General features: G+C 68.1%; 18 protein-coding genes. 10 read left to right on the plus strand and 8 right to left on the minus strand.

Annotated features, from left to right (window positions below; genetic code table 11):
• Both ACEVQ6_RS02970 and ACEVQ6_RS02975 read right to left on the minus strand, forming a co-directional pair.
• Entirely contained in the window at positions 1-1,239 is a 1,239-nt protein-coding gene (locus tag ACEVQ6_RS02970; protein WP_374887415.1) for an AGE family epimerase/isomerase, read from the minus strand.
• A 74-nt stretch (positions 1,240-1,313) separates the two neighbouring features.
• Positions 1,314-3,227, minus strand: a complete 1,914-nt coding sequence (locus ACEVQ6_RS02975; protein WP_374887416.1) for a sensor histidine kinase — start codon at positions 3,225-3,227, stop codon at positions 1,314-1,316.
• A gap of 350 nt (positions 3,228-3,577) precedes the next feature.
• On the opposite strand from ACEVQ6_RS02975, the gene ACEVQ6_RS02980 reads away from it, so the two are divergent.
• Entirely contained in the window at positions 3,578-4,486 is a 909-nt protein-coding gene (locus ACEVQ6_RS02980; protein WP_374887417.1) for a transglutaminase-like domain-containing protein, read from the plus strand.
• Between the two features lie 265 nt (positions 4,487-4,751).
• Here ACEVQ6_RS02980 and ACEVQ6_RS02985 read toward each other — a convergent pair whose 3' ends face one another.
• Positions 4,752-5,930, minus strand: coding sequence for an aminotransferase (locus ACEVQ6_RS02985; protein WP_374887418.1), 1,179 nt, complete (start codon positions 5,928-5,930; stop codon positions 4,752-4,754).
• Between the two features lie 281 nt (positions 5,931-6,211).
• Here ACEVQ6_RS02985 and ACEVQ6_RS02990 point away from each other — a divergent pair, with 281 nt between their 5' ends.
• Positions 6,212-7,171 (plus strand): ring-cleaving dioxygenase, encoded by a 960-nt coding sequence (locus tag ACEVQ6_RS02990; RefSeq protein WP_374887419.1) that lies wholly within the window; start codon positions 6,212-6,214, stop codon positions 7,169-7,171.
• 37 nt (positions 7,172-7,208) lie between these two features.
• Here ACEVQ6_RS02990 and ACEVQ6_RS02995 read toward each other — a convergent pair whose 3' ends face one another.
• Both ACEVQ6_RS02995 and ACEVQ6_RS03000 read right to left on the minus strand, forming a co-directional pair.
• Entirely contained in the window at positions 7,209-7,841 is a 633-nt protein-coding gene (locus ACEVQ6_RS02995) for an alpha/beta hydrolase (protein ID WP_374887420.1), read from the minus strand.
• A gap of 23 nt (positions 7,842-7,864) precedes the next feature.
• Complete coding sequence (locus ACEVQ6_RS03000) at positions 7,865-8,716, minus strand: SDR family NAD(P)-dependent oxidoreductase (RefSeq protein WP_374887421.1); 852 nt, start codon at positions 8,714-8,716, stop codon at positions 7,865-7,867.
• A gap of 266 nt (positions 8,717-8,982) precedes the next feature.
• On the opposite strand from ACEVQ6_RS03000, the gene ACEVQ6_RS03005 reads away from it, so the two are divergent.
• On the plus strand, positions 8,983-9,738 hold the full coding sequence (locus ACEVQ6_RS03005; protein WP_374887422.1) for a Crp/Fnr family transcriptional regulator: 756 nt from the start codon (positions 8,983-8,985) through the stop codon (positions 9,736-9,738).
• A gap of 29 nt (positions 9,739-9,767) precedes the next feature.
• On the opposite strand, the gene ACEVQ6_RS03010 is transcribed toward ACEVQ6_RS03005, so the two are convergent.
• The gene (locus ACEVQ6_RS03010) at positions 9,768-10,280 is read right to left on the minus strand and encodes a Dps family protein (protein WP_374887423.1); all 513 of its coding nucleotides are present in this window, start codon (positions 10,278-10,280) and stop codon (positions 9,768-9,770) included.
• A gap of 301 nt (positions 10,281-10,581) precedes the next feature.
• Between ACEVQ6_RS03010 and ACEVQ6_RS03015 the strand changes: the two genes are divergently transcribed.
• Positions 10,582-10,938: a response regulator gene (locus ACEVQ6_RS03015; protein ID WP_374887424.1), complete on the plus strand. Its 357-nt coding sequence runs from the start codon at positions 10,582-10,584 to the stop codon at positions 10,936-10,938.
• A gap of 9 nt (positions 10,939-10,947) precedes the next feature.
• Here the strand turns inward: ACEVQ6_RS03015 and ACEVQ6_RS03020 are convergent, their stop codons facing one another.
• Positions 10,948-11,982, minus strand: a complete 1,035-nt coding sequence (locus ACEVQ6_RS03020; RefSeq protein ID WP_374887425.1) for a DUF2793 domain-containing protein — start codon at positions 11,980-11,982, stop codon at positions 10,948-10,950.
• Between the two features lie 186 nt (positions 11,983-12,168).
• On the opposite strand from ACEVQ6_RS03020, the gene ACEVQ6_RS03025 reads away from it, so the two are divergent.
• Entirely contained in the window at positions 12,169-12,576 is a 408-nt protein-coding gene (locus tag ACEVQ6_RS03025) for a GFA family protein (RefSeq protein ID WP_374887426.1), read from the plus strand.
• A gap of 282 nt (positions 12,577-12,858) precedes the next feature.
• Here ACEVQ6_RS03025 and cysQ read toward each other — a convergent pair whose 3' ends face one another.
• Complete coding sequence (gene cysQ, locus ACEVQ6_RS03030) at positions 12,859-13,635, minus strand: 3'(2'),5'-bisphosphate nucleotidase CysQ (RefSeq protein WP_374887427.1); 777 nt, start codon at positions 13,633-13,635, stop codon at positions 12,859-12,861.
• Between the two features lie 183 nt (positions 13,636-13,818).
• On the opposite strand from cysQ, the gene ACEVQ6_RS03035 reads away from it, so the two are divergent.
• The 5 genes from ACEVQ6_RS03035 (at position 13,819) to ACEVQ6_RS03055 (ending at position 21,446) form a co-directional block, all read left to right on the plus strand.
• Positions 13,819-15,069, plus strand: a complete 1,251-nt coding sequence (locus tag ACEVQ6_RS03035) for a sarcosine oxidase subunit beta family protein (protein ID WP_374887428.1) — start codon at positions 13,819-13,821, stop codon at positions 15,067-15,069.
• A gap of 11 nt (positions 15,070-15,080) precedes the next feature.
• Positions 15,081-15,359 carry a sarcosine oxidase subunit delta gene (locus tag ACEVQ6_RS03040; protein WP_374887429.1) on the plus strand — a complete coding sequence of 93 codons (279 nt, stop codon included), beginning with the start codon at positions 15,081-15,083 and terminating at the stop codon, positions 15,357-15,359.
• Positions 15,356-18,307, plus strand: coding sequence for a sarcosine oxidase subunit alpha family protein (locus tag ACEVQ6_RS03045; RefSeq protein ID WP_374887430.1), 2,952 nt, complete (start codon positions 15,356-15,358; stop codon positions 18,305-18,307). The genes ACEVQ6_RS03040 and ACEVQ6_RS03045 overlap by 4 nt, the downstream gene beginning before the upstream one ends.
• Before the next feature lie 3 nt (positions 18,308-18,310).
• Positions 18,311-18,853 (plus strand): sarcosine oxidase subunit gamma, encoded by a 543-nt coding sequence (locus ACEVQ6_RS03050; RefSeq protein WP_374887431.1) that lies wholly within the window; start codon positions 18,311-18,313, stop codon positions 18,851-18,853.
• Positions 18,854-19,019: 166 nt separating this feature from the next.
• Positions 19,020-21,446, plus strand: a complete 2,427-nt coding sequence (locus ACEVQ6_RS03055) for a GcvT family protein (RefSeq protein ID WP_374887432.1) — start codon at positions 19,020-19,022, stop codon at positions 21,444-21,446.
• The last annotated feature ends 240 nt before the right edge of the window (positions 21,447-21,686 follow it).

A 21,686-nucleotide genomic window follows, 5' to 3' on the forward strand; every position in this document is an offset into this window, starting at 1 on the left:
TCAGGTCGTGCCGCGCGCCTCGATGATCGCCGCCGTCAGGCTTCCGGTCGCGGGGAAGAGCGGGATCATGCAGGCCTGCAGCGCATGGTAGATGTCCGCCTTGCCGGCGAAGATCGTCCGGGCGGGCCGCATGTCCTCCGTCAGCTCCTCGTGCCAGCCGCCATGGGTGCGGTCGAGGAAATGCGCCGCCACCGTGTCCCAGATGCGGCGGTAGGAAGCCTCGTGGAAGGCGGAGGGGCGGTGGTTGATCAGGAAGGCGGCCGCGCCGATGCCCTCGCAGGCCGGCCACCAGAGCTTCGCGCGCTTCGCCGGCCGGTCGTCCCAGTCGAGCGTGTAGAAGAAGCCGCCATGGACCTCGTCCCAGCCGAGCTCCATGGAGCGGGCGAAGAGCGCCTCCGCCGCCTCCGGCATCCAGTCGTGGCGCTTGCCGCCGAGCACCCAGAGCTGCAGCACGAGGCGCGACCATTCCAGCCAGTGGCCGGGCGTGGTGCCGCTCGGGCGGAACATCTCGTTGCCGCGATAGGCCTTGTCGACCTGCCATTCCTCATCGAAATGCTCGGCCACGCGAAAACCGTTCTCGCCGGCGCGCCGGCGGATGATCAGGTCGGCGATGCGCTCCGCCTTGTCGAGATAGGTGCCGTCGCCGGTCGCCTCGAAGGCGGCCATCAGCGCCTCGGTCAGGTGCATGTTCGAGTTCTGGCCGCGATAGCCGGGGATCGGGTTCCATGCGCCGTCGAATTCCTCGGCGATCGCGCCGTGGCGCTCTTCCCAGAAGCGGGTCTCCAGCACCTCGGTGACGTCGGCGAGCATGCGGTCGGCGAGCGGATGGCCGACGCGCCTGGCGCTCGATGCGGCGAGCAGGACGAAGGCATGGCCGTAGCCCTGCTTTGTCGCATCGGCCGGCCCGTCGTCGTCGACGGTCCAGGCATAGCCGCCGTTCAGGGCATCGCGGTGGTGGTGCCAGAGATAGGTCATGCCGTGATCGACCACGGCGTCGGAGCCCGGCCGGCCGATCAGGCTGCCGACCGCAAAGCAATGGACCATCCGCGCGGTGGAATGGATGCCGCGAACGGGATTGGCGGTGTCAACCGGGCGGCCTGCCGCATCGAGGTCGTGGAAGCCGCCTGCGGGATTGAAGGCCGCATACTGGAAGACGTCGAAAAGGTCCTCGGCCCGGTCCCAGAGCCAGCGGCGGTGATACGCCGCATTGAGCCAGCTTGCCGCAGTCGTGTCCGTCATTCCTGCCTCCCATCGGGTTCCATCTGCCCCGGGCCGCTTTCGCACAGGCCGGCGCAGCCGTCAAACGGGAGGGATCAGATGGACGCTGCCTGGACGAGGGCGCTGTTGCGGGTCAGCGCGCGCACCGGAAAGGTGATGCCGACGCGGATGCCCTCCGGATTCCAGGCCCGTTCGAGCCGGCCGCCGAGCTGACCCTCGACGCTGATGCGCATCAGGCGCGACCCGAACCCTTCCTGCTGCGGCGGGCCGGTGACGCCGGGCCCGCCGGTCTCACGCCAGGTGAGACCGTAGGCATCCCCGTCGAGGACGCCGGTGATTTCCAGCCGGCCTTCCGGCCGCGACAGGCCGCCATATTTGGCGGAATTCGTCGCCAGTTCGTGCAGGAGCAGGGCAAGCGGCGTCGCCGCGCTGTCGCCGATCGGGAGATCGTCGCCGAGATAGACGATCTGGCCGTCCTGCCCGGTGGCGAAGGGAATGAGGAGTTCGCGGATCAGGCCGAAGACGGTGGTCTCAACCGGCATCGGGCGCGATGCGCGCGAGTGGGGCCGGACGAAGTCATGGGCGCGGCCCATGGCCTCGACCCTGCGGCGCAACTGGTCGGCAAAGGCGCGCGCCTCGGGCGCGGAGCGGGCCGAAAGGCTGATGATGCTCATCAGAACCGAGAAAATGTTCTTGATCCGGTGGCTGAGTTCGTGGGTCACCATCTCGCGCTCGGCGGCCAGCTGCCGGGCGTCGTGGATGTCGGTGCAGGTGCCGTACCAGCGGATGATCCGCCCTTCGGCATCCCGCGTCGCCTCGGCGCGCCCAAGCACCCAGCGGTAGACGCCGCTGTGATGACGCAGGCGGTATTCGATCTGGTACGGCTCGCCCGTCGCCAGCGCGTGGCGCCAGCGCTCCCAGGCCGTCTCGCGGTCGTCCTCGTGGAACATGCCGTTCCAGCCCTCGCCGTCGGTCGAGCCGGGCGGCGTGCCGGTGAATTCGTACCAGCGGGCATTGTAGTAGTCGTGAAAGCCGTCGGGCCGCGTCGACCAGACCATCTGCGGCATGGCGTCGGCAAGCGTGCGGAAGGCGGCTTCCGAGCGCGCATGAGCCTCCGCCGCCTCCTTCTGCGCGGTGATGTCGACGGAGAGCCCAGGAAAACGGATGCATCTGCCTTCGGCGTCGAACTGGGGCGTGCCCTCGGCGAGCACCCACCTGACGCCGCCTGCCGCGTTGACAACGCGATACTCCTCCGTGAATTTCTCGCCGGTCGCCATCGATCTTTCGAGAGCCTCGCGCATGCGCCCGACATCGTCGGGATGAATGCCGGCGATATAGGCCGCGATCGGCACGCCCGTGTCGCCATCCTCGGCCCTCACGCCGTAGAGGTCGGCAAAACCGGCCCCGGCATAGACGCGGTCGGCCTGCACGTCCCAGTCCCAGATGCCGACGACGCGCGAGGCCCCGAGCGCGACGGCGAGCTGGTCGCGGCTTTTCGCCAATGCCCGCTCGGCGGACACGCGCTGGGTGGTCTCGCCGAGAATGCAGACGACGCCGACCACCGCGCCGTCGGCGGTGACGATCGGACTGTAGTCGAGGTCGAGCCAGACATCCTCGGGCGCGCCGTTGCGGTTGAGGACCATGTGCTGGTCGGCGAGCGAGACGACCTCCCCGGCATGGACGCGGGCCACGACGTCGCGGTTGAAGTCCACGACCTCCGGCCAGGCGGCAAAGGCGGACATGCCGAAACAGCCGGGATGCCGGTTGCCGGCGATCAGCGCATAGCCGTCATTGTAGAGGAGCACCGCCTCCGGACCGGCGAGGATCACCATCGGCACCGGCGAGGCGAGCATGGTGCGGGCCACGACGACGAGCTCCACCGGCCATCGCTCCGCCGGGCCGAGCGGGGTTGTCGACCAGTCGTGTCCGGTGAAAAGCCGGCACGTCCGGCTTTCGGCCAGCAGTCCCGGAAGCGGCGCGCCGCCCGGCGTGAAAAAAGGTGCTTCCATGACCTTCGCGTCTGAACCCGACATTCCAAATCGATCGTAAGACCGACGATATAGGCGTCCGGCGCGGAAAGTCATCCCCCTGAAACCGGCGATGCCGGGCCACTCGCGCGCGATTGCATGAACGCGCAAATCGGCATAGGCTGAAGGGTAGGAAAGGCGCATCGCGCCCCGGGCCCCCGTCGGTCTCCTTCGAGCCGGCACCGCGCCCCGCTCCTTCGTGGGCGCCGCCGGCCGGCATGTCCGGCCGCAGTCGCCTCGAATGGCGCTCACTCGCAGTGATCGCATGCCGCGTAAGCCATCGTGAACAAAATGCCCCGCAGAACGTTCCATCAGCGATTGGGAGGTCGACGATGTACATACGTTTCGGATACGAGATTGGCATTGAATGCCCGCAGCCCACGCCGATGATGACCTACCTTTCGCCGGCAGCCGACACGCGCGGCCGGATCCTCCAGGAAAAGGGCCCCGTCTCCACGCCCGTGGTCGCCATGGAGGAGACCTCGGACGTCTTCGGCAACACCTGCCTGCGTCTCGTGGCCCCAAAGGGTGCCTTCAGCCTCGTCTACGATGCCCTGGTGCGGGACGAGGCGCCGGCCATGCCGCGCGCCCACGGCGCGGCGGTGTCGGTGGAGGCGCTGCCGATGGGCTGCATGCCCTTCGTCACGGCAAGCCGCTACTGCGAGACCGACCGCTTCGGCACGCTCGCCTGGAAGCTCTTCGGCGACGTTCCGGCAGGACGCGCGCGCGTCGAGGCGATCTGCGATTACGTGCGGGAAAGACTGGTGTTCAGCTACGGCTACTCGACCGGCTTGCGCACGGCGATGGAAGCGCATGTGGACCGTGTCGGTGTCTGCCGCGACTATGCCCATCTCGCGGTGACGCTCTGCCGGGCGATGAATATGCCGGCACGCTACGTCAACGGTTTCGTCGCCGATACGGCCGCCGACCCGCAGCCGGCCCCGATGGACTTCCACGCCTGGTTCGAGGTCTACCTTGCCAGCGGATGGCACACGTTCGATGCGTTCCGTCCCGACATCGCCACCGGCCGCATCGCCGTCGCCCGCGGCCGGGACGCGGCCGACATCCCGCTGATCCAGACATTCGGCAGCCATGAACTGACCACCTTCAAGATCTGGACGCGGCGCGAGAGCGAGGGTCGGCTCGGCCGGCCGCACGAGGATGCGGACGTGTCGCTGGTCAGCCCGTGGTTCAGTACGCGCTGGGCTCGCCACCTGCACGAACGGGAAAGGGGACGATAGGGAGAACGCCGCAGCGTTTTTTCTCCAATGCTGGAAAACGGAGAAAACTATCCCTATCAATTAGGTCGGCATTGCGACACGATAAGGGAAGTAGGTCGTATCTGACCCCAATACGGAGATCGCCATGCAGAGAACGAAAGCCATGCGCCAGACGCATTCCGCTCCGTCCGCGCTGCTCCACGCCGGACTGGTGGCGGCCGCCTTCATTTTCGTGATCGCTCTCGTCGCTGGCGCTATCTGACGTCTCCATGACCGGCGCGGCGCCTCAGATGCCGGGCATGACGAAGCCCCCAAGGCGCTCTCCCACCTGCCGGATGGTCGCGAGATCGGCGTTCGGGAAGGCGAGGCGGAGATGGCCTTCCTGGGCCTCTCCGAAGAATTCGCCGGGGAGGCAGAGAATTCCGGCCGACGCCGCGAGCCGCTCCGCTACGAGTTGCGCGCGGATGTCGCCGAAGGGATGGCGTAGATAGGCGAAATAGGCGCCGACCGACAGCAGCTTCCAGCCCTCCACTCCTTCGATCGCCATGCGCAGCGCCGCCGCCCGCGCGGCAATTTCCGCCCGGTTCGCCTCCCGCCAGCCCTCGAGGGCCGGAAGCGCTTTCGCCAGCGCGATCTGGGCCGGGCGCGGCGCACAGATCTGCAGATTGTCCATGATCTTGGCCACCTGCGCCAGCACGCCGACACCGGCGGTGATGGCGCCGACCCGGTGGCCCGGAACCGCGTGGGATTTCGAGAAGCTGTAGAGGCTGATGAAATTCTTCTGCCAGCCGTCGATCGCGAAGAGACCATGCGGCTTGCCGGCGCCGGGCGGCAGGAAGTCGCGATAGGTCTCGTCGAGGATCAGCCAGGTGCCGTTCGCCCGGCACAGTTCGAAGATTTCCCCGATCAGCGCCGGCGGATAGACGGCGCCGGTCGGATTGTTCGGCGAGACGAGGGCAAGCGCCTTGACGTCCGGGCGCAGCGCAGCGTCGATCGCCCGGATGTCCGGCAGAAAGCCCGATTGCGAGTTGCAGGGCAGGAGCTCGGCCTCGATGCCGAGCATCGACAGCGTCGACTGGTGGTTGAAATAGAAGGGGTTGGTGATCAGGACCGTGTCCCCGGCCCTGGCGACGGCCATGAGGGCGGCGACGAAGGCCTGATTGCATCCGGCGGTGATCTGGATGGCGGTCGCGGACACCGGCGTGTCGTAGAGGGTGCCGAGATGCTGCGCATAGGCGAGGCGGAGCGCGCGTTCGCCCTCGATCGGCCCATAGCCGGCGGCGGCCGCCGAGGCGGACGCCTCCCCGAGCCAGGACAAAAGGTCGGGATGCGGCGGATGGCCGGGTGCTGCCTGCGAGAGATCGATCAGCGGTCCCCGTTCTCCATCATAGTCCCGGGCCCAGGCCTGGGCGGCGGGGATCGGCGGGGGAGCGAGGCGTCTGATCAGCGGATTGAGGCTCGACATGCGCAAAGGGTCCTGGAGGGATCGTCCGGACGCACGGCCGCCGCGGTTCCCGTTCGCGGCCTCGTCCTTGCCGAGCATATGGGCCGGCGCGTGGCGAAACGCAACGCGGCCCGGCGCAATTGCCGCGCTCCATCCTGTCGCAGGGGGCGCGTCGTTGACAAATCGGCGACGATCCGTCGGCATCGTTCAATGACTGAACTCTGCGTTCTGAATTCCGCCCCTTTATGCCCGTCGCGTCTTCGCCAATATAGCCGTCAACCACAGGATCAAAGGAGGCGGCCATGGGCCTGCAACTCACCGGCATTCATCATCTGACGGCGATCACCGCGAACGCGCCGGCCAATCTTCACTTCTACACGCAGGTGCTCGGCCTGCGGCTGGTCAAGAAGACGGTCAACCAGGACGATACGACCGCCTACCATCTCTTCTACGCCGATGGCGCGGCGTCGCCCGGCACCGACCTCACCTTCTTCGATTGGCCGGTCGGGCCGGAGCGGCGCGGCACCCATTCGGTCGCGCGCACCGGGCTCAGGGTCTCCGGCCGCGCCAGCCTCGACTGGTGGAAGGCGCGCCTTGACGCGCATGGCGTGACGTCCGGCGCGGTGACCGAGATCGACGGCCGCGCCGCGATCGACTTCGAGGATGGGGAGGGCCAGCGGTTCCGGCTGCTCGACGATGGTGGCCTCGCGCCCTCCCATCCCTGGGAGCGCAGCCCCGTCCCGGCGGAGCACCAGATCAAGGGCCTCGGCCCGATCGTCCTCAGCGTACCGGCGCTCGAGACCACGCAGGCCGTGCTCACCCATGTGATGAACATGGCCGAGAGCCGGACCTATCCGTCGCCGGACGGCGAGGGCACGGTGCATGTCTTCTCCATGGGCGAAGGCGGACCGGCGGCGGAGCTCCATGTCGCGGTGCAGCCCGGCCTGCCGGTTGCCCGGCAGGGGGCCGGCGCGGTGCACCATGTCGCCTTCCGCACGCCGGATGCCGAGGGCCTCAAGGCCTGGACAGAGCGGCTGAAAGGGTTCCGCCTGCCGTCGAGCGGCGAGGTCGAGCGCTATTATTTCCGCTCGCTCTACTTCCGCGAGCCGAACGGCATCCTGTTCGAGATCGCCACCGACGGACCGGGTTTCGCCGTCGACGAACCGATGGAAACGCTCGGCGAGAGCCTGTCGCTGCCGCCCTTCCTCGAGCACAAGCGCCAGCAGATCGAGGCGCGGCTGAAGCCTCTCGTCGAGGCGTGAGGCGGATGGCGCCGCCGGAGGGCGGCGCCCCTCGTCCTCAGGCCATCGCCTTGCCCGGCGCCTGGCCGCCAAGCCAGGCGCGGATCAGCGCCACGTCCTGCATCACCAGGTCATGGCCGGCATTGACCACGACATTCTCGACGGCGGCGCCGGCGGCAAGAAGATTGGCCTCGAGCGCCGTCGCATAGGGGCTGTAGGGATCGCGGGCGCCCGTTGTCATCAGCGCGGCGGCGCCGGCAAGCTCCGCCGCAGGCACCGATTCGAGGATGTTCATCGCCCGCAGCAGCACCGCCCTGCGGATCAGCCCCGGCGTCAGGAACATCATCGCCCCGATCATGTTGGCGCCGTTCGAGTAGCCAAGATGGACGGCGGCGGCGGGATCGAAGCCGTAGCTCCGGCCCGCCTCCACGAGGAAGGCGGAAAAGGCCGCGGCCTCCGAGCGGATCTGCGCCTGGTCGAAGGTGACGGCCGTCTTGCGGCGGAACCAGCGCGGAAAGCCCTCGTCGAGGCTGCGGCCGCGTGCGGCGAAAAGCGCGGCGTTCGGCACTATCTCGCGGGCGAAGGAGAGAAGGCTGGTCTCGTTGCCCCCCGTTCCATGCATCAGCACGAGGGTCGGGCCGCGCCCGTCCGGAGAAGGTTCGAAACGGTGGACGAAGGCGGGCTCGCTCATGGGCGTCTCCTTGGAATGGCCGGTCAGGACTTGTCGCCGGCCAGATGGGCCGCGAAGGCGGCTGCATGGTCCGGATGCCAGCGCGACAGCGGCGGACGGTTCTCGACGATGTCGCCCGCGGCCCAGAGGATGCGTTTCTCGTCCGTGGCGCGGTCGACGGCGTTGTCGGGGCAGAGAATGTAGAAATCGCCGCGTTCCAGGCGTTCCATCATGAAGCCGACCGTCTGTTCCGGCGTCCAGGCGTCTGCCGGCTTCTCCGTCCGCCCGCCGGCGGCAAGCGGGGTGAAGACGAAGCCGGGGATCAGCAGATGGGCGGTGATCCGACAGTCCGGCCTGTTGCGCAGGTCGTGCGCCACCGCTTCCGTGAACACCTTTACCCCCGCCTTCGACAGATTGTAGGCCGGATCGCCGGGCGGCGTGGTGATGCCCTGCTTCGAGCCGGTGTTGATGATCGCGCCGGGCGCGCCGTGGGCGATCATCTCCGGACCGAAGGCGCGCACGCCGTTGATGACGCCGTGGAGGTTGACCGCAAGCACCCTGTCCCAGGCGGCAACATCGCCGAAGAGGGCGCTGCCCGGCTGGATCCCGGCATTGTTCATCAGCACATGCACCGGACCGAAGGCGGCGGCGACATCGGCGGCGAGGGTTGCCATCGCCGCGGGATCGGAGACGTCGGCGGACATCGCCGCGATCCGGCCGCCTTTCGCCGACCTGGCGACGCTTGCCGCAGTCTCGTCCAGGCGGTCGCCGGCGAGATCGACCATCACGACATGGAGGCCGAGCGCGGCAAAGCGTTCGGCCGCCGCGCGGCCGATACCCGACGCGGCACCGGTGACGAGGGCGGTGTTGCCGGGGGAAAAGGCGGGATGCGCCATGGTGAAGCGAGCCTCCTTCAAAGGGACAGAGGTCCGAGGGTAGGACCTGCGTTCGAGCCTTTTTCCTTCTAGAGTGCGACGACGCCTTCGGCAAATCCAATCCCGCCGGAGCCCGGCCAATCCGGCGCCAGGCCGGATCCCGTGCGCCATCGCGCCGGCAACCGCTTCGAAGCCCGTGCCCTCCGCACGGCTTTCTCTTGCCCTGCTGCGCGTCTCGCCCTAGATTTTCACTGGGCGAACAAAAGGATGGGGCGGGACGGACGACCATGGCGGGGCAGCGGGTGAAGAGTGCGTATCGGACCCCTTGCGAACAATGTCCGTTGCGGGGTTTCCCCCACTTCCGCGAGTTCAAGCCGGAAGAACTCGCCTTTATTTCCGACTTCAAGACCGGAGAACTGACCGTCGATGCCGGCGCCACGCTTCTCGTCGAGGGCGCGCACAGCGCCCATCTCTACACGGTGCTTTCCGGCTGGGGCTTCCGTTACAAGATGCTGGACGACGGCCGGCGGCAGATCCTCAACTACATGATGCCCGGCGACCTCGTCGGCCTGCAGGGCAGCCTGATGGGCGAGATGCAGCATTCGGTCGAGGCGCTCTCGCCGGTCACGCTCTGCGTCTTCGAGCGCGACCGGCTGATGTCGATCTATCGCGAGCATCCCGACCTTGCCTTCGACACGACCTGGATCGCGGCGCGGGAGGAACGGATTCTCGACGAGAACCTCCTCAGCATCGGTCGCCGCTCGGCGCTCGAGCGCGCCGCCTATCTGCTCGCCTTCCTGCACCAGCGCGCCGTGTCGCTGAAGCTCTTCGACGCGCAGCGCACGGTCATGCCGATCACGCAGCAGCATGTCGCCGACACGCTCGGCCTCTCGATCGTCCACACCAACAAGACGCTGAAGAAGCTTTCGGAACGCAACCTGATCCGCTGGATGGACCGGGGCTGCACCGTGCTCGACGACCGCGGCCTGTGCGAGATCGCCGGCTGGGAGGGGTATCACGAGCGCAACAGGCCCTTCCTGTGAAAGGGCCTGCCCGCTCGCGACGCTCGCCCTCACGCGGCGGCGATCGCCCTTAGCATCCACAGGGCCTTCTCGTGGAAGGTCAGCCTGTCGGTCAGCATGTCGGCCGTCACCACGTCCTTCGCATCGTCGGCGGCGGTCGCGGCGTCGCGCATCCCGCGCACGGCAGACTCGTGGTCGCGGATGAGATCGGCGATCATGTCAGCGGCGGTGACGTGATTGACGTCGCGACCCTTGGGGGCAAAACGGGCGGCCTCCGACAGGTTGGCTGGCGCCAGGTGGCCGAGCGCGCGGATGCGCTCGGCGATGATGTCGGTCGCCTTGAACAGCGTGTTGTAGTGGTCCTCCGTCAGTTCGTGCAGCGGCTTGAACAGCGGGCCGACCACGTTCCAGTGGTAGACATGGCTCTTGATGAGCAGGGCGTAGGTGCCCGCGAGGATATCGGAAAGCGACGCGGCCATCTGGCGGCGGTAGTCGTCGGCGAGGCCGATGTCGAACTCTTCGTCTTTTGCCGCCGGCTTGAGGACGGATGCGGATCTGGCCATGTGGGGATGCCTCTTCGTGGGAGTGGCTTTGCGGTGATTCGTCGGGGCCGCGTCGCGCGGCCAAGGCGCTTGCGGAAACGCGAAACAGCCGCCAATGTTCCTCCTGCGCCGTGAAAACGACGCAAACGGGAGGAATATCCGCCGCGCGCCGCCCCGGACGTGTCTTATTTAAATGCTGCCTCCGGCCCCGCCGTGTAGGTCTCATGACAGGTTCACACGGAGGCGGTATTTCATGCATGGCTTGAATGACGCGGCGGCGACGCGATCCGGGCGGGAAAATGCGAGGGGATGCAGATCGGCCATGACGTCGGTGCTTGTGGTTGAGGACAACTTCATCATTGCGTTGGAGGCCGAGGACATCCTGGCGACGCTCGGTGTCGACGAGGTGGTGATCGCGACGAGCCTGAAGCAGGCGCGCGAACTCATGGACCAGCGCGCCTTCGACGCCGTGCTGCTCGACGTCAATCTTGGGCCGGGGACCAGCTTCGATTTCGCCCGCCATCTCGTCGAGCGCGGCGTGCCCTTCGGTTTTGCCAGCGGCTATGGCGACGGCGAGGATTTTCCGCCCGAGCTGCGCGCGGTTCCGCGCATCTCGAAGCCCTTCAACGAAACGACGCTTGGCGATCTCCTGTCGCGCACGATCGGCCTTCCCGGCTGAGCGCATCTTTCAGAGCATGATCACGGTCAGCTCGGTCGCGCCGACGCCGAAGTCGAGCGTGGCGCCGCCGGTGTGGTGAAGCGTCACCAGGTCTCCGGCATCGAAATGCGCGATGCCGCTGGCGACCGCAGAATGGTCCGCCGTGCCGCCCTCATGGCCGTAAAGAATGACGACGTCGCTGGCGCCGTTGAGGCGGACGCCGACGGTAAACGCGCTGCCGGCCGCCGCCTTGGCGGTCAGGAAGACCAAATAGGGACCCGCGACCGGCACGACGAGGCGGTTGCCGCTCCCTCCGGCAACGGCGCTGCCGAGCTGGAAGCCGCCCGCATCGAGGCTCAGCAGGGTGAAGCCGGTTTCGCTGCCCGATGCCGGTGTCGCCGGGCCGCCGCCGAGCGTCGCGCGCACGCGCGGGCGCGCGGGCATGCGCACTTGGCCGGCCGCGGTGATGCCGATCGCCTCGGTCCAGATCGATCCGTCGGCGCTCACCTTGAACGACAGGTCGTCGGAGCCGGCAAGACCGATTTCGGCGCGGCCGGAAAACCCCGTCTGGAAGAGAAGGCTCGCCGTGTCGCCGCCCGTCGCCTTGTTCACCGTGACGCGGTGGCTGCCTTCCTCGTTGTCGAAGAGGCTCGCCGGGGCCCGGACCGTCAGGCGGTTGGTCTCGTCGGCCGTCGCATTGATGCCGAGGCGCGACAGGTCGCGCGTCGCGTCGAAGTCGCGCCAGTCCGCGCCGTCATGGACCTTCAGCCGCTCCTCGGAGAGAAACCAGCCGCGCCAGCCCGCCCGCGGCAGGAGAAAGACCCAGGCGCCGTCCTGGCGGAAGGCGAGCCTTCCGTCCTTCCCGTTCCAGAGACCGGTCGCACCGGTGGCGACGGAGAAGACGCTGCCCTCGGCCGGATCGGAGGGCGGCGCGTCGAGGCTGGCGACGACGGCAAGCTGCGCGACGGCATCGATCCGCTGCAGCGCCTCATTGTGAGTGACGTGCTTCTGGGCCTGGGATGGCAGGATATAGGGCAAGGCGAGATTGACGGTGGTTTCGCTCATTGGCGGGCTCCTCGGTAGGGACGATCCCGCACAGCCTAGCCGCCGGCGGCAAGGCGGGGAGGCAATTCGCCCAAGGCGCTGATTTTCCTCAAGCGCCTCGCCCCGTCATGCCCGGCCGTGTCTTCGTCTTGCCAAGAGGGCGCAAGGCGGCGATGATCGGAAGACCGTTCCCGGAGGGTCTTCCCCATGCCGAAGCGTCAGGCATCCTGCGCCTGCGGCCAGCTCGGCATCGCGCTCGAGGGGCCGCTGCTCGGCACCGGCCTCTGCCATTGCCTTGCCTGCCAGAGGCGGACCGGCAGCGTCTTCGCGGCGCTGGCGGCCTTCGCGCCTCCTTACGTGGTCACCGGCGAGGCACGCGACTATGTGCGCACCGGTAAGCGCGGGTCGCGCGCCCGGTTCCGCTTCTGCCCGGTCTGCGGCACCAACCTGTTCCACACGGAGGAGGGCGGAGAAGAGACGATGGTGCTGGTCGCCGTCGGCGCCTTCGCCGATCCATCGTTTCCGCCGCCGCAGGACTCCGTCTACGACTGCCGCCGGCATCCCTGGCTGCGCCTGCCGGACGGCATCGCGGTGTTCGAGCGGGATCCGGATTGACGCCTCGCGCCGCCCGCGCGCGCCCGTCGCGCCCGTCGCGCCCGGCCGCCCGGCGCCGGGGCCGATGCGCTCCGGTCTGCCCCGCGGCGCCGATGCGATCCCGCCTCGGCGGGACATGCCCGGACGCGCGTCGCGATCTGCCAGATTCGTTCCCATCTTTAAGTCTCTGTTCTTGATCGTCTTTTGTCACGGATCCAGTGCAGTCTGCCGGACAGGCCCTGTCTCTCCGCTCTGACGCAGCGTCCGGACATCACATCCGATGCGGGTTTGACGGGACATGCTTCAGCGCCGGCCGCGCGAGACGAAAGGGGGATTGGCGAATTCGCTGTCGTTTTGCTGGTGGCGCTTGCCGTAGGTCAGCGGTTCGCCCGCAAGCGTCAGCGTTTCGCCGCCCGCGGCCCTCAGGATCGCGTCGCCCGCCGCCGTGTCCCATTCCATCGTCCGGCCGAAGCGGGGATAGACGTCGGCGATCCCCTCGGCGAGCAGGCAGAATTTCAGCGAGGAGCCGATCGCCTCGAAATCCGTGATGCCGTGGTCGGCGAGATAGGCGAGCGTCTCGCTGCAATTGTGGGACCGGCTGGCGATCGCCACCAGCCGGTCGCCGGCATTGCGGCAGCCGATCAGCACGGGGTCCGAGCGGCTGAAATCCGCGGCGACCACCTGTTTGCGCGCCAGGCCCTTCTCGGCCGAATAGAGGACGCCGAGCGCCGGCGCATAGACGACGCCCGCAACCGGCGCGCCCGCCTCGATCAGCGCGATGTTGACGGTGAACTCGTCGCGGCGGTTGATGAATTCCTTCGTGCCGTCGAGCGGATCGACAAGAAAGAAGCGGCCGCCGTCGATGTCGGGCAGGATGCCGGCGGCGGCCTGTTCCTCGGCGACCACCGGGATCGTGCCGAAATGGTGCGAGAGGCCGGCGAGGATGATCGCCTCGGCCGCCTCGTCGGCGTCGGTGACGGGGGAGCAGTCGGGCTTGTAGCTGACCGAGGCGCCCGCCCGGTAGATGTCGAGGATCGCCCGTCCGGCGTCGACCGCCATTGCCTCGAGAAGGCCCTGCATGCTTCGTCTCCGTCGTGTCGCGGGCGTCACTCTAGCAGCACGGGTGCCGGGATGGAAAAGGGCTGCCTGCGGTTTTCCGGCGCCTGTGGCATATTGGGCAGCATCGGATTTTCGCATGCGCGCCGTCTTTGCGCGCGGGGCGCGCTGTGCCAGTGTGCGGCCGCAACACGAACGGAAGACCGCATGCGCTACTCGGCTTTTTCGCTGATCCGCAACGCCTTCGGCGGCAACAGGGGCTGGACGCCGGCCTGGCGCACGCCCGAGCCCAAGCCGCATTACGACGTGATCATCGTCGGCGGCGGCGGCCACGGGCTGGCGACCGCGCATTACCTCGCCAACGAATTCGGCCTGCGCAACGTCGCCGTGCTGGAGAAGGGCTATCTCGGCTCCGGCAATGTCGGGCGCAACACCACCATCGTCCGCTCCAACTACATGCTGCCCGGCAACGAGCCCTTCTACGAATTCTCGCTGAAGCTCTGGGAGGGGCTCGAACAGGCGCTGAACTACAATGTGATGTTCTCGCAGCGCGGCATCATCAACCTCTATCACAGCGATGGCCAGCGCGACGCCTATATCCGGCGCGGCAATGCCATGTGGATGGAAGGCGTCGCGGCCGAACTCCTCGACCGGGCGCAGCTGATGAAGATGCTGCCTTTCCTCAATTTCAGCCATGCCCGCTTCCCGATCCTCGGCGGCCTCCTGCAGCGCCGCGCCGGCACCGCCCGCCACGACGCGGTCGCCTGGGGCTTTGCCCGCAGTGCGGATCGCGGCGGCGTCGACATCCTCCAGCAGTGCGAGGTGACCGGCATCCGCCGCGAGAACGGCCGCGTCACCGGCGTCGAGACGACGAAGGGCTTCATCGGCTGCGGCAAGCTCGCACTGGCGGCCGCCGGCAACAGTTCCCATGTCGCGGCGATGGCGGGCCTCGCCCTGCCGATCGAGAGCCATGTGCTGCAGGCCTTCGTCACCGAGGGGCTGAAGCCCTGCATCGACCACGTCATCACCTATGGCGCCGGCCATTTCTACATCTCCCAGTCCGACAAGGGCGGGCTGGTCTTCGGCGCGGAGATCGACGGCTATTCGTCCTACGCGCAACGCGGCAACCTCGCCACCGCCGAGCACGTGATGGAGGAAGGGGTGACGATGATCCCGGGCCTGTCGCGCGTGCGGGTTCTGCGGGCCTGGGGCGGGGTGATGGACATGAGCATGGACGGGTCGCCGATCATCGACCGCACGCCGGTCGAGGGCCTCTATCTCAATGCCGGCTGGTGCTATGGCGGCTTCAAGGCGACGCCGGCATCGGGCTACTGCTTCGCCCACCTGATCGCGAAGGACGAGCCGCATCCGGTGGCGCGCCTGCTCCGGCTCGATCGCTTCGAACGCGGCTATGCCGTCGACGAGGCGGGCGCCGGCCCCCAGCCCAACCTGCACTGACCGGGGTTTCGATGGCAAGCCTGATCCACTGTCCGCATTGCGGCCTCCGCCCCACCCAGGAATTTTCCGTGCGCGGCGATGCCTCGCTCGCCCGTCCCGATGTCGCGGCGCCGGACGACGCCTGGAACGCCTATGTCTATCTCAGGGCCAATCCGCGCGGCCGCACCCGCGAGCACTGGCAGCATGTCGGCGGCTGCCGCCGCTTCTTGGTGGTCGAGCGCGACACGGTGACCCACGCGGTCCATGCCGTCAGCGACGGCGCGGCGCGCAGCGATGGAGAGCCGGCATGAGCGGGTATCGCCTCCCTTCCGGCGGCCTCGTCGATCGCAGCCGGCCGCTTTCCTTCTCCTTCGACGGCGTCGAGCTCAAAGGGTTTGCCGGCGACACGCTCGCCTCGGCGCTGATCGCCGGCGGCCGCATGGTGGTCGGCCGCAGCTTCAAGTATCACCGGCCGCGCGGCATCGTCGCGGCCGGTCCGGCCGAGCCCAACGCGCTGGTGACGATCGGCACCGGCGCGCGGCAGGCGCCGAACACGCGGGCGACCGTCGCCGAGCTTCATGAGGGACTGGAGGCGCGAAGCCAGAACCGCTGGCCGTCGCTGGACCACGATCTCGGCGCGATCAACGGCCTCGTCGCGCCGCTTCTGACCGCCGGCTTCTACTACAAGACCTTCATGTGGCCCTCCGCCTTCTGGGAGAAGGTCTACGAACCGTTGATCCGCCGCGCCGCCGGCCTCGGGCGCACGCCGCTCCTCCCCGACTCGGACGCCTACGAGAAAAGCTGGGCCCATTGCGACCTCATCGTCGTCGGCGGCGGGCCGGCGGGGCTGATGGCGGCGCTGACGGCAGGCCGGGCGGGCCTCGACGTCATTCTCGCCGAGCAGGATTTCCGGCTCGGCGGCGGGCTGCTCTCGGAGGAGGGGACGATCGGCGGCGAGACGGCGTCGGTCTTCTGCGCCCGGGTCGTCGCGGAACTCGCGGCGCTTCCCAACGTCACGCTGATGCCGCGCACCACGGTGTTCGGCTGGTACGACGACAATGTCTTCGGCGCGCTGGAGCGGGTGCAGGCGCATCTTGCCGCGCCTCTTCCGGAAAAACCGGTCGAGCGGGTCTGGCGCATCGTCGCGCGGCGCGCCCTGCTGGCGACGGGGGCCGAGGAGCGACCGCTCGTCTTCGGCGGCAACGACCGTCCGGGCGTCATGCTCGCCGGCGCGATGGCGACCTATGCGCGCCGCTTCGGCGTTGCCGCCGGCCGCACGGTCGCGATCTATACGACCGGCAGTGCCGGCTACCGCGCGGCGCAGAGCCTCGCGGGCGCAGGCATCACCGTCGCCGCGATCATCGATCCGCGCAGCGAGGCGGCCGATCGCGCGCCGGAGGGCACGCGTGTCCTGCGCGGCGCCTCGATCGTCGCCACCCGCGGCAGAAAGGCGCTCGCCGCCATTACCGTCGAGCGGTCCGGCTACGAGGAAGAGATCGCCTGCGATGGGCTCGGCATGGCCGGCGGGTTCAGCCCCGTCGTCCATCTCGCCTGCCAGCGCGGCCGGGCCCCGGTCTGGTCCGACGCCGACCAGGCCTTCATGGCGCCGCCAGGCACGCTGCCCGTCGCTGGCGCCGCGAACGGACGGGCGACCCTTTCCGCCTGCCTGCGCGAGGGGGCGGACTGCGGCGCGGCGCTTGCCGGCGAACTCGGCCGGACGGCGACGGCCGCGGCGCTGCCGATCGTGGCGGGCGAGGAGACGACCACCTTCCATCCCCTCTGGCACGTGCCCGGCGCACGGCAGAAGGCCTTCGTCGATTTCCAGAACGACGTGCATGTCAGGGATCTGGCGCTTGCCGTGCGCGAAGGCTTCGGCCATGCCGAACTCGCCAAGCGCTACACGACGATCGGCATGGCGACGGACCAGGGCAAGCTCTCGGGCATCAACGCCACCATGATCCTCGCCGGCATGCGCGGGCTGCGCCCGGCCGAGGTCGGCACGACCACCTTCCGGCCCTTTTACACGCCGGTCTCCTTCGGCGCGCTCGCCGGACCGTCGCGCGGCATGGAGGCGCAGCCGGTGCGCCGCTCGCCGCTGCATGGCTGGGCGAAGAAGAACGGCGCCCGCTTCGTCGAGGCGGGCCTGTGGATGCGGTCGTCCTATTTCCCCCGGCCGGGCGAAAAGACCTGGCGCCAGAGCGTCGATCGCGAGGTCACGGCCGTGCGCGCCGGTGCCGGCCTCTGCGATGTCTCGACGCTCGGCAAGATCGAGGTGGTCGGCCCGGATGCGGCCCAGTTCCTCGATCGCCTCTATTGCAATCCGGTGCTGAAGCTTCCCGTCGGCAAGGCGCGCTACGGCCTGATGCTGCGCGAGGACGGCATGGTCTATGACGACGGCACGGTCAGCCGCCTCGGGCCGGATCATTTCCTCGTCACGACGACGACGGCGCTCGCGGGCGGCGTCCTCTCCCATCTCGACTATTGCGCTCAGGTGCTCTGGCCTTCGCTCGCGGTGAAATTCGTCTCCGTCACCGATGAGTGGGCGCAGATGTCGCTCGCCGGACCCGCCGCTGCTACGATCCTCGAAAGCCTGGTCGAGGACGATCTTTCCGACGCCGCCTTCCCCCACCTTGCCGCCCGCGCCGTGACGCTTGCCGGCGGGCTGAAGGCGCGGCTCTACCGCATCTCTTTTTCCGGCGAGCGCGCCTATGAGCTGGCGGTGCCGGCCAACTGGGGCGAAGCGGTCGCCGACCGGATCATGGAGATCGGCGCGGCGCACGGGATCGTCGCCTATGGCGTCGAGGCGCTGAACGTGCTGCGCATCGAGAAAGGGTTCTGCACCCATGCCGAGTTCGACGGCCGGGTGACGCCGGATGATGCGGGCCTCGGCCGGATGCTCTCGGCCGCGAAGCCGGATTTCATCGGCAAGCGCCTGTCGAGCCGCTACGGGCTGACGGCCGCCGACCGCATGCAGCTCGTCGGGCTGACGCCCGTCGATCGCTCTCAGGAGATCCGCGCCGGCGCCCATCTCCTGCGCGAGAACGCCCGCCCCTCGACGCTGAACGACCAGGGCTATGTCAGTTCCGCCTGTCATTCGCCGACGCTCGGCCACACGATTGCGCTCGCCTTCCTCAAGTCCGGGCGCGAACGCTATGGCGAGCATGTCATCGTCTGGGACAGGCTCGCCGGCCGCGAGACGGCAGCCGAGGTCTGCAACCCCGTCTTCGTCGATCCCGAGAACCTGAAGATGAAGGCCTGAGACATGTCGCTTCCCTTCGAGCCCGTCCACGCTCTCGACGGCCGCCTCCCGCAGGGTTCCGCCGGCGAGGACCGGCTGGTCGTGCTGCGGCGGGTCGCGGCCGTAAGCGTGCTCGCCGTGCCCGGCGCCCATATCGTCGCCGAAAAGGCGCTCAGGGCCGAAGACGGCCTCGGGATCCGCTTCGTCTCGCCCGGCGAATGGCTCGCGGTGCAGCCCGGCGGCGATGCGGAAGGGCTCCGCCTGCGGCTCGCCGTCAGCCTCGATGCCATCGCCCATGTCATCGACCAGAGCGACGGGCGGGTGCATCTGCGCCTCGAGGGGCCGAATGCACGGACGATCCTGTCCAAGGGCATCGGCATCGACTTTCGCGGGCTCGACATGGGCGGTTCCGCCGGCACGCTCTGCGGCCATATTCCCGTCCTTCTGGCACGGACCGGCGCGCACCGTTTCGAGCTCGCCGTGATGCGCAGCTTCGCCGAATCGCTCCTTCACGATCTTCTGGCGATGGGCCGCGAATTCGGGCTTTCCGCCGATTTCGAGGGTTGATGCCCGATTGCGCCATGGCATGACGCAATCGGGGCGCAGCCGCGCCAGCCGATGGCGGAAACGGGAAAGCGCTGTTCGCTCCGATGTCTTTTGCCTCCCCGGATTTCTCTCTACGCTCCGTCCCGTTCCAACATTGAACCTTGGCTGAAGCGCCGGAGAATCGTCCATGAAAAGTCACGCGAGAGTTGCCGTCATCGGGGGCGGTGTCGTCGGTTGCTCCGTCCTTTACCACCTGACGAAGTTCGGCTGGACCGATGTCGTCCTTCTCGAGCGCTCCGAGCTCACCTCGGGCTCGACCTGGCACGCGGCCGGCGGCATGCACACGATCAACGGCGATCCGAACGTCGCCAAGCTGCAGAAATACACGGTCGAACTCTACAAGGAGATCGAGGCCTATTCCGGCCAGGACGTCGGCCTGCACATGACCTCGGGCATGATGCTGGCGGCGACGAGGGACCGCTTCGACTGGATGAAGTCGATCCTCGCCAAGGGCCGCTATATGGGGCTCGACGCGCATCTGCTCTCGCCGAAGGAAGCGCACGAGCTGATGCCGCTCCTCGATCCGACGCAATTCGTCGGCGCGGTCTTCGATCCGGTGGAGGGCCATCTCGACCCCTACGGCACGACCCATGCCTATGCGAAGTCGGCGAAGAAGAACGGCGCCGAGATCTATCTGCACACCAAGGTCGAGGATCTCGTGCAGCGCGAGGACGGATCCTGGCGGGTCATCACCGACAAGGGCGAGATCGTCGCCGAGCATGTCGTCAACGCCGCCGGCCTCTGGGCGCGCGAGGTCGGCCGCATGGTCGGGCTCGAACTCCCCGTCCTTGCCATGGAGCATATGTACCTGATCACCGAGGACATGCCCGAGGTCATCGATTTCAACAGGACGACCGGCAAGGAGCTGATGCACTGCGTCGATTTCGACGGCGAGATCTATCTGCGCCAGGAGCGCAACGGCATGCTGATGGGCACCTATGAGAAGGCCTGCCGGCCCTGGTCGCCGCTGACGACGCCGTGGGATTTCGGCCACGAGCTGCTCGCCGAGGACATCGAGCGGATCACGCCGGAGCTGGAGGTCGGCTTCCGCCACTTCCCCGCCTTCAACACTGCCGGCATCCGCAAGATCATCAACGGGCCCTTCACCTTCTCGCCGGACGGCAACCCGCTGGTCGGGCCGGTGCGTGGCATGACGAACTTCTGGTCGGCCTGCGCCGTCATGGCCGGCTTCAGCCAGGGCGGCGGCGTCGGGCTGGCGCTCGCCAACTGGATGATCGAAGGGGATCCCGGCTTCGACGTCTTCGCCATGGACGTCGCGCGCTACGGCAGCTTCGCGACGCTCGGCTATACCAACGCCAAGGTTCGCGAGAACTATTCGCGCCGCTTCTCGATCCGCTATCCGAACGAGGAGCTGCCGGCGGCGCGCCCGCTGATGACCACGCCGGTCTACGACCGGATGAAGGCGGCCGGCGCCGTGTTCGGCGCCTCCTACGGCCTCGAACAGCCGTTGTGGTTCGCGCCGGAAGGGGTCACGGACGCCTTTTCCTGGCGGCGCTCGACGGATTTCGACGCGGTCGGCGCCGAGGCGCGGGCGGTGCGCGAGGCCGTCGGCCTGATGGAAACTTCGGGTTTTGCCAAATACGGCATCAGGGGGCCGGGCGCAGAGGCCTTTCTCGACCGGCTGCTCGCCGGCCGCATGCCGGACACCGGGCGCATGGCGCTCGCGCCGATGCTGAAGGAGGACGGCAAGCTCATCGGCGACTTCACGCTGGCCAAGCTCGGCGAGGGCGATTTCCTGCTGATCGGCTCCGGTATTGCCGAGGACTACCACATGCGCTGGTTCGAGCGGCATTTGCCGCGGGACGGCTCGGTGACGCTGACGGCCCTCGGCCTGTCGCTCGTCGGCCTGTCGATTGCCGGACCGAAGGCGCGCGCGGTGCTCGCGGAACTGACGCATCACGATGTCGGCGACGCGGCGTTTCCGTTTCTCGAGATCCGGGCGATGGACCTCGGCATGGCGCCGGCGATCGTCGGCCGCGTCAGCTACACCGGCGATCTCGGCTACGAGATCTGGATCAAGCCGGAATACCAGCGCTACCTCCTCGACCTGATCCTCGAAAAGGGTGCTGCCCACGGCATCCGCCTTTTCGGCCTGCGGGCGCTGAACGCGCTTCGCCTCGAAAAATCCTTCGGAAGCTGGTCGCGGGAGTACCGCCCGCTCTATGGCCCCGAGGAGGCGGGTCTCGGCCGTTTCGTCGCGCTCCGAAAGCCGGCGGATTTCATCGGCAAGGCGGCGGCGATCGCCGAGAAGGCGAAAGGCGGCGCCCTGAGGCTGCGCAGCTTCATCCTCGAGGCCCGCGATGCCGACGTGATCGGCGACGAGCCGATCTATTTCAACGGCGCGGTGCGCGGCTGGGTCACCTCCGGCGGCTATGCCCACGCCGCGGGCCTTTCCGTGGCGATGGGCTACGTGCCGAAGGAGATCGCCGACGCGGAGGGAGACTGGTCGATCGAACTTCTTGGGGATATCCTCCCCGCCCGCCTGCAGCGCCAGCCGCTTTTTGACGCGAACGGGTCGCGAATGCGCGGATGACGCGCGCTGGCGTCTGGTATGGGCCGGCCGCTCAGGTGTTGCGGGCGAGGGACGGGCATCGGCCACTCTGAAGGGATTTCGGCGGGTTTTGTCCAGAATTCCGCCAGTTTCCGGCGCGTTTCTGGCATATCGGCGCAAATTTGCACCAGATTTGCGCAGATGCCAAAGAATCCCGACCTGCCGCAAATTTGAGCTTTCCTTTTCGTTTGAAAGCGGTATGGAATCTGTATTGGTTGGCAA

Origin of the sequence: Ensifer soli (genome assembly GCF_041928815.1) — a bacterium.
Taxonomy (GTDB): domain Bacteria; phylum Pseudomonadota; class Alphaproteobacteria; order Rhizobiales; family Rhizobiaceae; genus JBHFEI01.

What these genes read in the sequence shown, in the direction of transcription:
- ACEVQ6_RS03025 (WP_374887426.1), top strand. Translation starts at nt 12,169, where the DNA reads ATGCCGAAGCGTCAGGCATCCTGCGCCTGCGGCCAGCTCGGCATCGCG.
- ACEVQ6_RS02980 (WP_374887417.1), top strand. Translation starts at nt 3,578, where the DNA reads ATGTACATACGTTTCGGATACGAGATTGGCATTGAATGCCCGCAGCCC.
- ACEVQ6_RS02995 (WP_374887420.1), bottom strand. Translation starts at nt 7,841, where the DNA reads ATGAGCGAGCCCGCCTTCGTCCACCGTTTCGAACCTTCTCCGGACGGG.
- ACEVQ6_RS03015 (WP_374887424.1), top strand. Translation starts at nt 10,582, where the DNA reads ATGACGTCGGTGCTTGTGGTTGAGGACAACTTCATCATTGCGTTGGAG.
- ACEVQ6_RS02985 (WP_374887418.1), bottom strand. Translation starts at nt 5,930, where the DNA reads ATGTCGAGCCTCAATCCGCTGATCAGACGCCTCGCTCCCCCGCCGATC.
- ACEVQ6_RS03010 (WP_374887423.1), bottom strand. Translation starts at nt 10,280, where the DNA reads ATGGCCAGATCCGCATCCGTCCTCAAGCCGGCGGCAAAAGACGAAGAG.
- ACEVQ6_RS03020 (WP_374887425.1), bottom strand. Translation starts at nt 11,982, where the DNA reads ATGAGCGAAACCACCGTCAATCTCGCCTTGCCCTATATCCTGCCATCC.
- ACEVQ6_RS02990 (WP_374887419.1), top strand. Translation starts at nt 6,212, where the DNA reads ATGGGCCTGCAACTCACCGGCATTCATCATCTGACGGCGATCACCGCG.
- cysQ (WP_374887427.1), bottom strand. Translation starts at nt 13,635, where the DNA reads ATGCAGGGCCTTCTCGAGGCAATGGCGGTCGACGCCGGACGGGCGATC.
- ACEVQ6_RS03000 (WP_374887421.1), bottom strand. Translation starts at nt 8,716, where the DNA reads ATGGCGCATCCCGCCTTTTCCCCCGGCAACACCGCCCTCGTCACCGGT.
- ACEVQ6_RS02975 (WP_374887416.1), bottom strand. Translation starts at nt 3,227, where the DNA reads ATGGAAGCACCTTTTTTCACGCCGGGCGGCGCGCCGCTTCCGGGACTG.
- ACEVQ6_RS03050 (WP_374887431.1), top strand. Translation starts at nt 18,311, where the DNA reads ATGTCGCTTCCCTTCGAGCCCGTCCACGCTCTCGACGGCCGCCTCCCG.
- ACEVQ6_RS03005 (WP_374887422.1), top strand. Translation starts at nt 8,983, where the DNA reads ATGGCGGGGCAGCGGGTGAAGAGTGCGTATCGGACCCCTTGCGAACAA.
- ACEVQ6_RS02970 (WP_374887415.1), bottom strand. Translation starts at nt 1,239, where the DNA reads ATGACGGACACGACTGCGGCAAGCTGGCTCAATGCGGCGTATCACCGC.
- ACEVQ6_RS03035 (WP_374887428.1), top strand. Translation starts at nt 13,819, where the DNA reads ATGCGCTACTCGGCTTTTTCGCTGATCCGCAACGCCTTCGGCGGCAAC.
- ACEVQ6_RS03040 (WP_374887429.1), top strand. Translation starts at nt 15,081, where the DNA reads ATGGCAAGCCTGATCCACTGTCCGCATTGCGGCCTCCGCCCCACCCAG.
- ACEVQ6_RS03045 (WP_374887430.1), top strand. Translation starts at nt 15,356, where the DNA reads ATGAGCGGGTATCGCCTCCCTTCCGGCGGCCTCGTCGATCGCAGCCGG.
- ACEVQ6_RS03055 (WP_374887432.1), top strand. Translation starts at nt 19,020, where the DNA reads ATGAAAAGTCACGCGAGAGTTGCCGTCATCGGGGGCGGTGTCGTCGGT.